At 67.6% G+C, this 13,386-nt stretch carries 8 protein-coding genes and 2 pseudogenes; 5 read left to right on the forward strand and 5 right to left on the reverse strand.

Going from position 1 to position 13,386, the window contains the following annotated elements; genetic code table 11:
- Positions 1-703: transposase (locus MKL01_RS13190; protein ID WP_243905678.1), on the forward strand; the 703-nt coding region annotated here is incomplete at its 5' end.
- A 300-nt stretch (positions 704-1,003) separates the two neighbouring features.
- On the opposite strand, the gene MKL01_RS13195 is transcribed toward MKL01_RS13190, so the two are convergent.
- Positions 1,004-2,062, reverse strand: coding sequence for a CorA family divalent cation transporter (locus MKL01_RS13195; protein ID WP_243905679.1), 1,059 nt, complete (start codon positions 2,060-2,062; stop codon positions 1,004-1,006).
- 177 nt (positions 2,063-2,239) lie between these two features.
- On the opposite strand from MKL01_RS13195, the gene MKL01_RS13200 reads away from it, so the two are divergent.
- Positions 2,240-3,754 carry a carbohydrate porin gene (locus MKL01_RS13200; RefSeq protein WP_243905680.1) on the forward strand — a complete coding sequence of 505 codons (1,515 nt, stop codon included), beginning with the start codon at positions 2,240-2,242 and terminating at the stop codon, positions 3,752-3,754.
- A gap of 90 nt (positions 3,755-3,844) precedes the next feature.
- Here MKL01_RS13200 and MKL01_RS13205 read toward each other — a convergent pair whose 3' ends face one another.
- Together MKL01_RS13205 and MKL01_RS13210 are read right to left on the reverse strand one after the other, a co-directional pair.
- Positions 3,845-5,719: a cation:proton antiporter gene (locus MKL01_RS13205; protein ID WP_243905681.1), complete on the reverse strand. Its 1,875-nt coding sequence runs from the start codon at positions 5,717-5,719 to the stop codon at positions 3,845-3,847.
- A gap of 66 nt (positions 5,720-5,785) precedes the next feature.
- Entirely contained in the window at positions 5,786-8,449 is a 2,664-nt protein-coding gene (locus MKL01_RS13210; RefSeq protein ID WP_243905682.1) for an MHYT domain-containing protein, read from the reverse strand.
- 265 nt (positions 8,450-8,714) lie between these two features.
- Between MKL01_RS13210 and MKL01_RS13215 the strand changes: the two are divergent.
- Positions 8,715-9,120 (forward strand): annotated as a pseudogene (locus MKL01_RS13215) (DUF1236 domain-containing protein); the annotation flags it as partial.
- Positions 9,121-9,489: 369 nt separating this feature from the next.
- On the opposite strand, the gene MKL01_RS13220 reads toward MKL01_RS13215, so the two are convergent.
- Entirely contained in the window at positions 9,490-10,335 is an 846-nt protein-coding gene (locus MKL01_RS13220) for a transglutaminase-like domain-containing protein (protein WP_243905683.1), read from the reverse strand.
- 223 nt (positions 10,336-10,558) lie between these two features.
- Positions 10,559-10,771 (reverse strand): annotated as a pseudogene (locus tag MKL01_RS36205) (transposase); the annotation flags it as partial.
- A gap of 247 nt (positions 10,772-11,018) precedes the next feature.
- On the opposite strand from MKL01_RS36205, the gene MKL01_RS13230 reads away from it, so the two are divergent.
- Together MKL01_RS13230 and MKL01_RS13235 are read left to right on the forward strand one after the other, a co-directional pair.
- Positions 11,019-11,591: a hypothetical protein gene (locus tag MKL01_RS13230; RefSeq protein ID WP_243905684.1), complete on the forward strand. Its 573-nt coding sequence runs from the start codon at positions 11,019-11,021 to the stop codon at positions 11,589-11,591.
- Between the two features lie 1,612 nt (positions 11,592-13,203).
- On the forward strand, positions 13,204-13,386 hold a 183-nt coding region (locus MKL01_RS13235; protein ID WP_243905685.1), incomplete at its 3' end, for a hypothetical protein.

Here is a 13,386-nt window from a genome sequence, read left to right on the forward strand (position 1 = left end):
GATCGACCTCGACCACGCGGTCATCGTGGACGTCGAGCCGACCACCGCGATCCGGCAGGCCGAGGTCACAGCCGCCAAGCGCATGATCGTGCGCTCGCGCGAGCGCTTCGACCTCTACCCGGCACGGCTCGCCGGCGACAGGGGTTACGGATCGGCCGCGATGCTGGGCTGGCTCGTCCACGAGCAAGGCATCGAGCCGCACATCCTCGTCTTCGACAAGTCTGAGCGCCGCGACGGCACCTTCAGCCGATCAGCCTTCACCTACGACCCTGGCTCTGACGCCTACACCTGCCCGGCCGGCAAGCACCTGCGGCAACGTCAGAAGGTCTACAGGTCACCGCCCCCGCTCGTCGACGCAGACGGGATGCTGCGCTATCGCGCGAGCAAGCACGACTGCGATGCCTGCGCGCTGAAGCCACGATGCTGCCCCAACGCATCCGCCCGCAAGATCCCACGCTCGATCCACGAGGGCGCCCGGCAGAGGGCGCGCGACATCTGCGCCTCGGAGGCGGGCCGTACCGCGCGGCGGGAGCGCAAGAAGGTCGAGATGCTGTTTGCCCACCTCAAGCGGATCCTGAAGCTGGATCGGCTTCGGTTGCGGGGGCCGGATGGAGCCCGGGACGAATTCCACCTCGCAGCCGCCGCTCAGAACCTACGCAAGCTGGCCAAGCTGATCCCGCTGGGGCAGCCGAGCCTAGCCTGATCGGCTGGGGGAGGCCCTCAGCCAAGCCCCCATCAAACCTCGATCCAGGCCGACAGCAAGTTTTTCAACAAAATCCGCCCATTCCGGTCATTCAATTGCCTCGGCAGCTCCTCTATAGCGGACATTCATCGAGACAGCTGTCATGTCAGGCCATTCACATCAGCGCCGCTTCGAGAACTGATGTTGGTCCGATTGGACGCTTCGCCGAGTAAAACACCTGTCCGCGGGGAAACCAGAAATCGAATCTGAGATAACCCGTGTGACCGGCAACGCCATCCGGGCTGGTGAACGCCGCAGCCCTCAAGCCCGCGGCGGTCGGATGCCGAGCAGGCGGATTACCACGAAGGCCAGGACGGCTGATGCCAGGCTGAGGCCGCACACGGCGAGGAAACCGTGCGGATCGTCGCCCAAGGGCAGCCCCTTCACGTTCATCCCGAACAGGCCAGTTACGAAGGTCGGGGGCAGGAACAGCGCCGACAGCACTGACAGGACGTAGAGCTGCCGGTTGGTCGCCTCGGCGATGCGTTCGGACACCTCCTCTTGCAACAGCCGTGCGCGCTCCGCCTGCAGGGTCATGTCGCGGTCGAGGGCGTCTAGGCGTTGAGCCAAGCGGGCCGCCGCCGCGACCGCCGGCCCGTGCACGTCGTCCGTGGCCCCGTCCGCCTCCAGCCGGTGGAAGACGGCGGCAAGGCCGGTGATCTGCCGATGCAGGCGCACCGCGTTGCGGCGGACCGGCCCGAGCCTTCGGCGGTCGTTGCGAGTCCGTCCGTCGAGGATGTGATCCTCGATGCCGTCGAGCGCGTCGGAGAGTCTTTGCCCGGTGGTGGCCATCGCCGCAACGACGTGACCGACGAGAGTCTCAAGGAGCAATGTCGGCGAGGAGACGGTGTCTCCGCTCTCGACCGCGGCGCGGGTGGCGTCCGGGCTCTCCGCCGGTCCGCGGCGGCCGCTGACGAGGCTGCGCGGTCCCATGACGAAGTGAAGCCTGCCCGCTGGGGCAGGTTTCGCGCCTGGGTGCGCGAGGTCGGCGACGACGCCCCCTACGTGGTCAGCCTCGACCGTGACACGCTGGTGCTCGTCGGGCGCGAACACTGCCGTGGCGAGGCGGGTGGGACCGAACCTGCCTCTGCCCGCCGGCCCCGCGAGATCCACCGCTTCCAGGTCGTAGTGCGGCCATAGGAACCCGCCGCCGAACGCGTCGATGTCCCTCGCCGCCTCCGCCGCCGCGACGGACCGCCCCCGCCCATCCGCGTCGAACGCCATGGCCCATAGGGGCTCGCCCGACCAGGTTGGTCCCGCCATGCCCGTCGTGGTCGAGAGCGCGGCGCTGGCGTCCACCGGTGGGTCCAACGGCTTCATGGGTGATCCATTCGATGATCAGCCCGGTGAGAGGAGGCCGACGTGACCCTGGAAACTTTGAGCGGTGGCGCTCCGCCCGTATGGTGACCCCCGTACCTGAATCGAGGGCGACCGACGAGCGGCATGGGCGCCCCAGTGGACATCGAAGCGACACGGCGCTTCCGAACGGTGGGCAAGATGTCCAGCCCCTCGGCCGAACTCGCGCGGCGGGGGCACGCCAGGAACGCGCGAGCGTCCCGTGTCGCCTTCGCCGTCGCCCTGTCCCTGGGCTTCGTACCCATCGTAGCGGTCGCTCAGTCCGCGAACACCGGCGCGGGCGGCGACCCGCGCACCTCGGTCGCCCAGCCCGAGGTATCCGGCAAGCCGTCGGCGGTGGCCACGACCTCGATCCAGGCGACGCTGGGCGACGCGGCGGACCCGACCGGCCTGCGTCGCTTCCTGTCCGATCGCGGGGTCGTCCTCAGCTTCAATGCCATCACCGACATCCTCGGCGACACCAGCGGCGGCACGCGCCGGACCGCGACGGTCCTAGGGCGGCTCGACATGCAGCTCGACGCCGACCTCGACCGCCTCGCTGGCTGGCACGGCGTCGCGTTCCGGGTCGAGGCCTACCAGATCAATGGCGCCGGATTGTCCGGGGCCGCCGTCAACGACCTCGCCGTAGTCAGCGAACTGGAGGCGCTGCCGTCCACCCGCTTGTACGAGTTGTGGGTCGAGCAGCAGCTCCTCGACAGCCGATTGTCGGTCAAGCTCGGGCAGATCGCGGCCGACACCGAGTTCCTCGTCAGCCAGACCGCGACCTTGTTCATCAACTCGACCTTCGGCTGGCCGACCATCGCGGGCACGAACCTTCCGAGCGGCGGCCCCGCCTACCCGTTCGGCGCGCCGGCCGTTCGGGCGAAATATCTCCCGACCCCCAACCTCTCGTTCCAAGTGGGATTGTTCGACGGCGACCCGGCGGGGCCGGCGCAGGCGTGGAACGACCCGGACCCGCAACGCCGCGATCGGACGGGGACGAACTTCCGGCTGTCGGACCCGCCGTTCCTGATTGCGGAGGCTGCCTACGCGTACAACATCGAGGAGCGGGCTGGGTCCGGCCAGATCCTGGACGAGCCCGGGACGGTCACGGTCGGGGGCTGGCATCATTTCGGCCGGTTCGATTCGCTGCGGATCGACAGCACGGGTCGCTCGCTCGCCGACCCTTCGACGACCGGCGTCGCCCGGCGCTTCCGCGGCAACGACGGCCTGTACGGGATCATCGACCAGACCGTGTACCGCGAGCCGGACGACACCGGGCAGGGCGCCAGCGCGTTCGTACGGGCAGTGACGTCGCCGGGCGACCGCAACCTGATTGACCTCTACCTCGACGCGGGCATCGGCTACCGCGGGCTGCTGCCGGGTCGGTCGAACGACACGGCGGGCGTGGCGGTGTCGTACGCACGCATCTCGCAGTCGACCCGGGGCGCAGACCGCGACACTATCCTGGAGACGGGCACCGCGATGCCCCGGCGGCGGTTCGAGGCGCTGGTCGAGGCTACGTACCAGGCGGTCCTTGGCCCGGGCGTGACAGTGCAGCCGAACCTGCAGTACGTTTTCCATCCGGGGGGCAACATCCCCGACCCGCGCGACGCGCTCGGGCGACGGATTAAGAACGCCACGGTCGTCGGCTTGCGGGCGACCCTGACCTACTGAGCGAGGTTCGGCTACATGCAGAACCTCGGCAATGGCCCTCCGACCCGAGAGTGAACCCGTTTAGCCTGAACGCTATTCGGATAGCGCTCGTCAGGCGTGCACCGGAGACTCTTCTTCCGCGATGTCGAGGCGAGGAATATTCGGCGCGGCGAAGGCAAGCATGCGGTCACCCTCGTCGGGGGACGCACGCTCGTTGTCGACCGAGAGGAGTTCGACCGCACCATCCGTCTTGATGATCAGCAGGGCGACCGCGTCGGTCTGCGACCCCGTGTTCGCGGGGACGACTTCGAATCGCCAGCCGGCCTCGTGCCGCCCGGCCAGGGCATCGAAGTCGAACTTGCCGTCGCCGAGAACCTTGCCGCGGGTATCCCGGCTAACGCCCGTGTCCTCGTGCAGGAAGTGGTCCGCCGACGGCGCGAGTTGGTAGACGCGCTCGCGGCCGATCTCGGGGGCCAACCGAGTGCACACCAGCGCGTTGTAGAGCTCGTCCCGGGTCGCGGCGAGCATATGGTCCGGGGGGTGGTCGGCCAAGCCTTCCTCGGCATGCCGCGACAGGAGCTCGGCCTGCAGCGTTGGCACACCCGCGTCACGGGCGGCCTGGAGCGCGCCGGGATAGGTGTCGATCAGCACCACCGGCACGCCCGCGCGATGCAGAGCGATGACCATGTCGCTCGCCCATGGGGACGCGCCGACGACGGCGAGCCGTTGGGTTTCGGCCGCGGTGGACAGGCCCAGTCGCCGGGCCAGCGGTCCCAGCGAGAAGCCATGAAGGATGACCGTGGCCACAATGACCGCGAATACGGTGGGCTGGATGAGGTCGCCGCCGGCGTAGCCCGCCTCGCTCAGACGGGGACCGGCCAAACCGGCGACGGCGGCCGCGACGATGCCGCGTGGGCCGATCCAGCCCACGAACAGCCGCTCCCGCCGCGACAGGTCGCTGCCAAGCGTCGCGAGCCAGATGGCGGCCGGGCGGACCGTGAACAGGACGGCGGCCGTGAGAGCGAGGATGGGCAGGGACAACTTGCCGAGGACGCCGAGGTCGAGGTCGGCGGTCAACACGACGAACAGGCATGACACCAGAAGCACGACAAGCGCCTCTTTGAACCGGCGCAACTCGCCCAGGCCCGGCACGTGGCGGTTCGCCAGCGCGATCCCGAACACGGTCGCCCCGATCAGCCCGGCCTCGTGCATGAGAAGGTTCGGGACGACATAGGCGACGAGCGCGAGCGCGAGCAGCACCGGCGTCTTGAGCGTCTCCGGGACGAGATCCCGCCGGAACGCCCAGGCCACCAAGAGGGCGAAGCCAACGCCGAGGCCACCCGCCACGAGCACGCCCTCGGCGAGGTGGAGCGCCAGTGCGACCGCCGGGGTCTCGCCGGCACCGTGCGGCACGCCCACCAGGATCTCGATGACGACCGCCGTGAGGATGGCCCCGACCGGGTCGTTGACGATGGCCTCCCACTTCAGGAAGGCGGCGGACCGGCGCTCCAGGCAGGCGTGGCGCAGCAGCGGCAGGATTACGGTCGGCCCGGTGACGACGAGGATGGCGCCGAACACCGACGCGGGGCCCCACATCATCCCGCCGATGAGGTGCGCCGCGAGGGTGCCGAGGACGAAGTTGATGGGCAGCGCGAAGGCGGTGAGCCGGAGAACACCTTCTCCAGAGGCCCTGAGTTCGCGGAAGTCGAGCGCGAGGCCACCCTCGAACACCACGATGGCCACCGCCAAGCCGATCAAGGGGCGCAAGTTCTCCCCGAAGTCGCGGGACGGGTGCAGCAAGCCGAGCACGGGTCCGACAAGGAACCCGAGCGCGAGCAGCAGCACGATGGCGGGGATGCGCAGGCGCGCGGCGAGTACCTGGGCGGCGATGCCACCGCCCACGATGCAGAGGACGGCCGTCGCCAAACCATGTTCCATCCATCCCCCTCCGGGCAAACCTGTCGTCGCGACCGTCCGACGCTTCACCGGCCGAGGGATCGGCACCTCCGCCGTCGTGCGGGTCGGATCACATGCCCTACTACGGGTTGGAGCTTATGGGATTCCCGCCAAGGCCCCCGTCGGGGTAGCATCCCCGGCGTCCGTCTGACGGTTGTCGAGCTTGCGCAGCTGGGTGGCGATGTCTTGCAGGCTGGTGTCGCCCTTGCGCAGGATTTGGTCGGCCTCGGACAGGCGCTCGCGTTCCACCGCCGTGATGTCCCGAGCACTCAGCACCACCACTGGGACCTCGGCGCAGCCGGGCAGGTCCCGGAGCCGGTCGAGAAACGAGAACCCGTCCATGACCGGCATGGTCAGATCGAGCAGCACGAGGCGTGGCACGCCGTGCCGGACCTGGTCGAGCGCCTCGCAGCCGTTCCCGGCCTCGCGCACGCTCCAGCCGTTGCGCTCCAGCACCGTCCGGAGGCGATGGCGCATGTCGGCGTCGTCGTCGACCACGAGCACGTCGCCGTCGGCCGCCCGGAAATGGTCCAGGATCGTGCGGAGCCGCGTCCAGTCCACCGGCTTGGGTACCGCCTCGACCGCCCCTAGGGAGGCGCTGAGGGCCGCGTCGGCGACGAAGCTTACCATGACCACGGGGATGGCGGCGGTCTCCGGATTGACCTTCAGGGCGGCCAGCACCGACCAGCCGTCCATCTCCGGCATCATCACGTCGAGTAGGATCGCACGTGGCTTGAGCGATTTAGCGAGGTCGAGGCCTGCTCTTCCGTCGCCGGCCGTGCGCACGGCAAAACGTTGGCGTTCGAGGAACCGGGTCATCAGCTCGCGTTGGTTGGCCTCGTCGTCGATGACCAGCACGAGGTCGCCCACCGTAACCTGGTTCTCGGGAACCGCCGGTGCCGCCTCGACGGCCTGCTCCGGCGCCAGGGCCGGGACGCGCAGGGTGAAGCTCGTTCCCCTGCCCTCGACGCTGTCGACCGTGATGTCGCCGCCGAGCAACTGGGCGAAGGCGCGGCTCAGCGCCAGACCGAGGCCGGTACCGCCATAGTTGCGCGTGGTGCTCTCGTCGGCTTGGGTGAACCGCTCGAACAGCCGCCCGACCTGCTCGGGATTCATGCCGATGCCGGTGTCCTGCACCGTGAATCTGAGCCAGTCGCCGACCGCGTCGACCTTGCGGGTGGCTCTCAGCGTGATGGTGCCGCCCTCGGTGAACTTGGCCGCGTTCGACAGCAGGTTGAAAACGCACTGCCGCAGCTTAATCGCGTCAGTGCGGGCCCGGCCGACGTCATCGGCTACGTCCAAGACGAGAAGGTTACCCTTCTTGGCGACCAGCGCATCGACGGTGCCCGCAGCGTCCGCGACGAAGGCGGCGACGTCGATGTCTTCTGGGAAGAGTTCCATCTTCTCGGCCTCGACCTTCGACAAGTCGAGCACGTCGTTGATCAGGCCGAGGAGGTGCTGGGCGTTCGACTTGATCTTCCCGAGGTCCTTGAGGAGGCTGTCCTGGCCGAGCTCCTCGGCCTCCTCCTCCAGCATCTCGGAGTAGCCGATCACGGCCGACAGCGGCGTCCGGAGCTCGTGACTCATGTTTGCCAGGAACCGGCTCTTAGCCCGGCTGTGCTCCTCCGCGGCGTCGCGGGCTTCTTTCAGCGCCGTCTCGTACGCCTCGCGCTCAGTGATGTCGGCGTGGACGCCGACCCACTCGCGGATCGCCCCGTCAGGGTTGCGCACCGGCCGTCCCTTGACCGCGAATAGGCGGTATTCCCCGTCCTGGTTCCGCACGCGGTGGCGGAGCTCGTAGCCTCGGTCCGCGGCGACGGCCTCACGCCACGCCGCCTTGGTCGGCTCGACATCGTCGGGGTGTACGGCCTCGGCCCAGCCCACGCCCTGGCACTCGGCCTCGGACTGGCCGGTGTAGGCCTGCCAGTATGGCTGGGGGCCCGTCATGGCGCCCCGCGCGTCGGCCGTCCAGATGATGTCGCCGACCGCCTCGGCGGCGGCCCGGAAGCGGCCCTCGCTGGCATGCAGGTGGCGTTGCACCCGCTGCTGGTCGAACGAAGATGCGACGATAGCCATGAACAGGATCATGAAGGTCGCGCCCGCGACGTAGAGGGCAAGGTGCTGCTGGCCCAGGCCGACGCCGCCGGCGTGGGCGGAGTGCGCCCTGGCATCCTCCGCGGTGAAGGTCGCCGCGGCCATGCCGGTATAGTGCATCCCTGCGACGGCCAGGCCCATCACGCCCGCGGCGACCAGCTTCTGCCAGACGTCGTTTTGCCGGAAGGTCAGCCACAGCGCGGCGGTCGCCGCGACGACCGCGATGGCGACAGAGGCGGCGACGACGGGCAGGCTGTAGGCGAGGTTTCCCGGCACCCGCATCGCCGCCATCCCGGCATAGTGCATTCCGGCGACCCCGGCGCCCATCAGCGGGCCGCTGACGAGGACGTCGCGAGGGCCGGCCCCCTTGCGGCTAACCCAGGCGAAGGCCCCACCCGTGGCGACGACGGCGACCAGGAGCGAGACGACCGTGATGCCCAGGTCGTAGGCGACGGGCATGCCCATCTCGAAGGCGAGCATGCCGACGAAGTGCATCGCCCAGATCCCGCCCCCCATCGCCACGGAGGCCGCGGCGACCCAGGCCCAGCGCAGGCCGGTCGAAGCCCCGCGAACACGGGCGCCGAGGTCGAGCGCCGTATACGAGGCGAACACCGCGATGGCGACGGAGAGTGCCACGAGGGCGGGGTCGTAGCCGGTATGAACCATGGGAGTTCCAGTGGATGCCGATCGCTTCATGCACCGGAAACCGAGCGGACTTGGGGCAATAGGGTCCTCAGGCCTCGTATTCGTCAGGAGGGGATGCGTGCGGCTGCCGAGATCGTGATCCATGCCTCGGTCGGTCGTTTCGGACCTAAGTCCGACTGCATCCCCTCCCCATTGGTTGGTCCGACCGGAAAGCGCTTACGGCGTGACATCGCATCCACGGCCCTCCCGAAGGACGGTCGCCGACGGCGGGGACGGGATCGCCACCATGCAGACGAATACCCTCATCGCCGCCTCCCTGGTGTTGGCCATGCCCATCGCCCCCCCAGTTGCAGGGCTTGGTGCGCGGCGCGCAGGAGGGTACCGATGATGGCCGTGCGGCCCGTGGACCCATCGGCGCCATCGTCGGCGGCGCCATCGGCGCAGCCACAGGCACCGTCAATGGTATCCTCGGCATCGACGACCGCCCGCGCTTCCGCAACTACGTCCGCGGCGAACGCCGGACTCCCTACGCCTAAGACGGCGACATCCGTGTCGGTACCGTTTTGCCGTCGGCGGGCGTGAGCTACTACGACGTCCCGGAGGAGTATGGTGCCTGCGGAACACGCTACACCGTCGTGAACGGGCATACCGTCCTGGTCGAGCGCGGCAGCGGCCGCATCGTCGAGGTCATCGCCCAACCACCGCAGGGCGCAAGCCCGGACCTACGGGTCTGGGCTTCCTTCCTGGCCTTCGTCCAAGGTCCGCCCGAAGGGGACCGGTCAGGATAGGAAGCGGAGACGGGCCACGACGGCGGCCGTCGAGGCAGGTAGGCCAAGGACCGCGGCAAAGGCCGCGCTGCGAACACACTTCCGCTCATCGTCGTTGTCAGCAAGGGTTGACGAGTTGCGATGACCGCGGTGGGGTCAACCGCTCTATATGCGTTCATGTCGGCCATGGATCACCCCTCCGAACGGCAGCGTCCGAGGCACGGAAACGGGGTGGCCGTCCGTAATAGACAACCACTTCGAGGTATGGACGACTGACGGCCGGAACGCCTGCCGTCAGTCGTGCGGCGGCAGAACGAAGTCGTCGGCGACTTCGACGGTGTGCACGTCGAACCGCGCCAGCAGGGCCGTACCGAAGCTGGTCGAGATGGCGACGTCCGTCGCGTCGCGCCCGCGGGCTATGACGATGCGGCCGATCCGTCTAGCGTCGTGGCGGGCGTCGAAGGTATAACAGCGCCGACCTTCGGGGCCTTCGAGATAAACTTCGAACCACGCCGAGAAATCCATCGGGTTGGGGTCCACGGGCACCCCGATGTCGCCGAGGTAGCCGGTGCAGTACCGCGCCGGGATGTTCATGCACCGGCACAGCGTCACCGCGAGGTGGGCGAAGTCGCGGCAGACGCCAACGCGTTGGGTGTAGCCGTCGAACGCGGACCGTGTCGCATCGGCGAGCTGGTAGTCGAACCGTATGCGCTCGTGTGCCCATTCCACGATGGCCGCGACCCGAGCCCAGCCTTCGGGCGCCCCGCCGAACAACGACCACGCGGTACCGGCGAGCTTGTCGGTGTCGCAGTAGCGCGAGCCCAGCAGATAAACGAGCACGTCGTCCGGCAAGTCCTGGACGGCGATCTGCCGGGCATCAGGCGCGTAGGCGTCGGGCTCGCCGCTGTCGTGGATCAGGAAGTCGGCCGAAACGGTGACCCGACCGCCGGGCGAAAGCAGCCTCACGCAGGTGTTACCGAACCCGTCGGTGTACTTCCGCATCGGAACCGGTGGATCGACTTGCATCGCATCCGAGCTCAGCAGGTCGTGGGCCCGCGACGGATGGACGTCGAGTTGGTAGATGATCGGCATCGGCTTGAACGTATCGTAGCCGATGGTGTACCCCGTCTTGATCCTCATGGTCATCCCCGTGGGTCAAGTCCCGTCGTCCGGTCATGCTGGTCGGCGACCATCGAACTCTGCATGAGCCGTGCCCTCTCCCCGAGGGGATGGCTCAGAGCGACAGGACCAGGGCGGAATACGCCGCCGCTCCAAGCGCGAAGGCCCAGAACCGGCTCTGTCGCTCGCTCGGCACTTCATCCTTCAGGACGCTGAGGATGACGCCGCCGCCGAGGAAGGCGGTCAGGGCTGCTATGGCCGCGCTCAGACCCTTCATCCTCTCGGCCTGATCGAGCTTCAGACCGCCGTACTCCTTGCGCCAGCGGTAGTAGCTCTGCTCCAAGATATCCGCTTCCTTACAAGCGACGGCGATGTTTTTACCTGGCGCCGTGTGTACCTCGATCTGAAGCAGGTTCAGCACGACCTGCTCCGCACTCGTCTTCTGACCTTGCCGCATGTCCGTCACCTTCGGTCCTGGCTGATCCTCTCAATCAGCCCGGTCCAAAGCCAGCCGGTCAGGTCACGACAACGAAACTCTGTTTTAAGAATCGCGTGGGTAAATTGCACACGGGCCCGCGGCCGGGCGCCTCCGGCAGTGCCGTACTCTGAGTGCGATTATGTCGACCGTCTCATCCACCACGACATCACAGCTCTATGTACAGCGCCCGCCGCCTCCGCCGCGCCAAGGCTCCGGTCAAGACCGTATGACCTCGACGATAAGCAGCGAGCTTTCGTCCGGCGCGATTAGCAGTACTGACGCCACCGCGCTGACCAGTGCCCTGAGCTCGATCCAATCGGGCCTTTCGTCGGATAGCATGTCAACAACATTCAGCAATTCCAGCACAACGAATTCCAAGCTCGACCCCTCTTCAATGAAGAGCCGGATCGACAGCCTGATTACCGACCAGGTCAGCAACGGCACCCTAACGAGCGACCAGGCCAACGAGCTGAAGAACTTGTTCGCTAGTCACGGACATAGCACACAGAGTTCTGACGCCACATCGGAAGCCGACGGCATCTCTGGAGCCGGCGGGCCGCCTCCGGGTCCCCCGCCTGGTCCGCCGCCGGGAGTTTCCAGCTCCGATGGCAGTTCGAGCCAATCAACGTCCAGTGCGTCGGGCTCCGCATCTGGCACGACCTCGACAAACGACCTACTTGCCACCTTCATCCAGCAGCTTCAGAGCAGCCATTCGAGCGGCATGGGCTACGGGGTAAGCGGCACCACGAACGGTAACAGCACCAATGCCTCAGCCCTACTGTTCGATTTCCAGAGCTGAAACTTTCGAACGGGCTGTAAATTCGGCCCGCTCTCACGCTTGCCCAAAGTAGGCAGCTACAGCGAAGGAGCGGCACTCATCCTCCATCCGCCTTCGCCATCTGCCGCCCGCGGTTTTGCACGATGTCGCTGCAGGAGCCGAGCGCGGCGCAAGAAGAAGCCCGCGCCGGCGAACCGGGCGGGCCAAGGTTGTGTGGATGCCCGGACCCGCCAAGGCACGAGCATCCTGAGTCGTCCTAGCACGATGGCCATCGAAAAGAAGCCCGCCGCGGCGCTGGGCCGGGCGGGCTGAAGGTATCCTATGCGTATCTGGTAGACGCGCCAGCGCGCAGGCGGTTCCGAGCCTCAATCCGCATTCCGCATCTGCGACCCGTTCTGAGTGACGTCACGTGTCCTCAGCTCTCGCCATCGCCTGCCCTACCGCGGGACGCATCTTTCAACGAGCTGCCGAGCTGCAGGGAGCAAACTCGACCGATCAGACCGAACGAGAATTCTCGCGGGCGGTAGAGGCGACCAAGCCATGCGGTGAGGGTCTGCGGCTGGACGGTACGACGTACGCGAACGATGCCAGAGGGCTTCGTCGGCTGTCGCCCAACGCGTCGCGCCGAACCATTCGAAGACCCCGATCCTTCAGTCACCACAAGCGCGATTTTAACCGTGATCGACTATCGAAGAATCTAATTTACTGCGACCTTGAACTATTACTCGTCCAGACCAGTTCTCAGAGAATGATACGGCGTGGCCCGATTGCAGTGGGTGACCTGCAGCCCATCGGCGTGGCCCGGCCCCTCACGGTCGCTCGGCGCGGTGATCCCCTATCATCATGGGTCACGATCTCGATTTCCTGCTTTTCTACCCTTGCGCTCTTTGCCACGGGCGCAGCATGGCTTGCTCCCGGCAGTAGCTGGATTTCGCTGACCTCTCCGCGTCGCACGGGATCTGTCGTGCCCGCCGAAGCTCCGCCTCCCGCGGTCTTTCCGTCGTGGGCCGAGGTCCCGCACCTGACAGGGCCGTTATTGACCAAAGATGACCCGGATGTCTCACCGCCTTCGGACGGACCACGCACCTTCCTGGATCCGAACTCTGCAGATACGGCCGAGCAGCCACTCTTCCTGCCGCCCCGCGCCAACCCGCGCCTGCCCTTGATCGGACGCGCGCCCGTCGACGAAGCGCGCCTGACGCACGAGCGGCCGCCCGTCTGGAATGAGCGCACCGAGCGCCAGGACATCGCGATAGCGGCTCCACCATCGGTCGTGGTGACGCTCGGGCCGGACGGGCTGCAACCCCCGCGAGATCGAGTTGCGGCGGAGGCGACGCGGGCTCTTCCGGCCGATCCGGTGCCTACGATGGTCCTACCACCCCACTCAGCAAAGATCCCAGCGACAGCCGAAATAACCGTTCGTTCAGCGCAGTCGGTCGCCGTTTCGAGCCAGCCAAGTCGCGTGGCGACGCTTGGCCCTGATCCTGCGCCCTCTGTAGTGGATCGGGCGAACTCCGTCACGACGCTCCCCAGCGTCGGTGGTACGACGGCGCTGATCCTGAACCCTGGACCGGCACGGCATGCGCGATCGCTCCGGCGATCACGTGCGGTGACCCCGGTCTCCCGGGCGCGGATGCCCGACCGCGATACCGAGCAGACGGCAAGCATCATCAGTCAGCCGACCTCGGCGCGGGGGCGGATCGATGCCGGCGCGGTCGCGCATGCCTCCATCCACCGGGGGCGCGCCAATCGCCCGGCCGTCTCCCCGCCCGCTTCCGCACCGTCCACGTCCTGGACGCTGCCATCCGCCCTCGCG

The sequence above is a fragment of the Methylobacterium sp. J-070 genome, from assembly GCF_022829385.1.
Taxonomy (GTDB): Bacteria; Pseudomonadota; Alphaproteobacteria; order Rhizobiales; family Beijerinckiaceae; genus Methylobacterium.

Bases quoted from the DNA above. Each gene is read 5' to 3' on its own strand.
- MKL01_RS13195 (WP_243905679.1), bottom strand. From the start codon at position 2,062: ATGAAGCCGTTGGACCCACCGGTGGACGCCAGCGCCGCGCTCTCGACC.
- MKL01_RS13200 (WP_243905680.1), top strand. From the start codon at position 2,240: ATGTCCAGCCCCTCGGCCGAACTCGCGCGGCGGGGGCACGCCAGGAAC.
- MKL01_RS13210 (WP_243905682.1), bottom strand. From the start codon at position 8,449: ATGGTTCATACCGGCTACGACCCCGCCCTCGTGGCACTCTCCGTCGCC.
- MKL01_RS13220 (WP_243905683.1), bottom strand. From the start codon at position 10,335: ATGAGGATCAAGACGGGGTACACCATCGGCTACGATACGTTCAAGCCG.
- MKL01_RS13230 (WP_243905684.1), top strand. From the start codon at position 11,019: ATGACCTCGACGATAAGCAGCGAGCTTTCGTCCGGCGCGATTAGCAGT.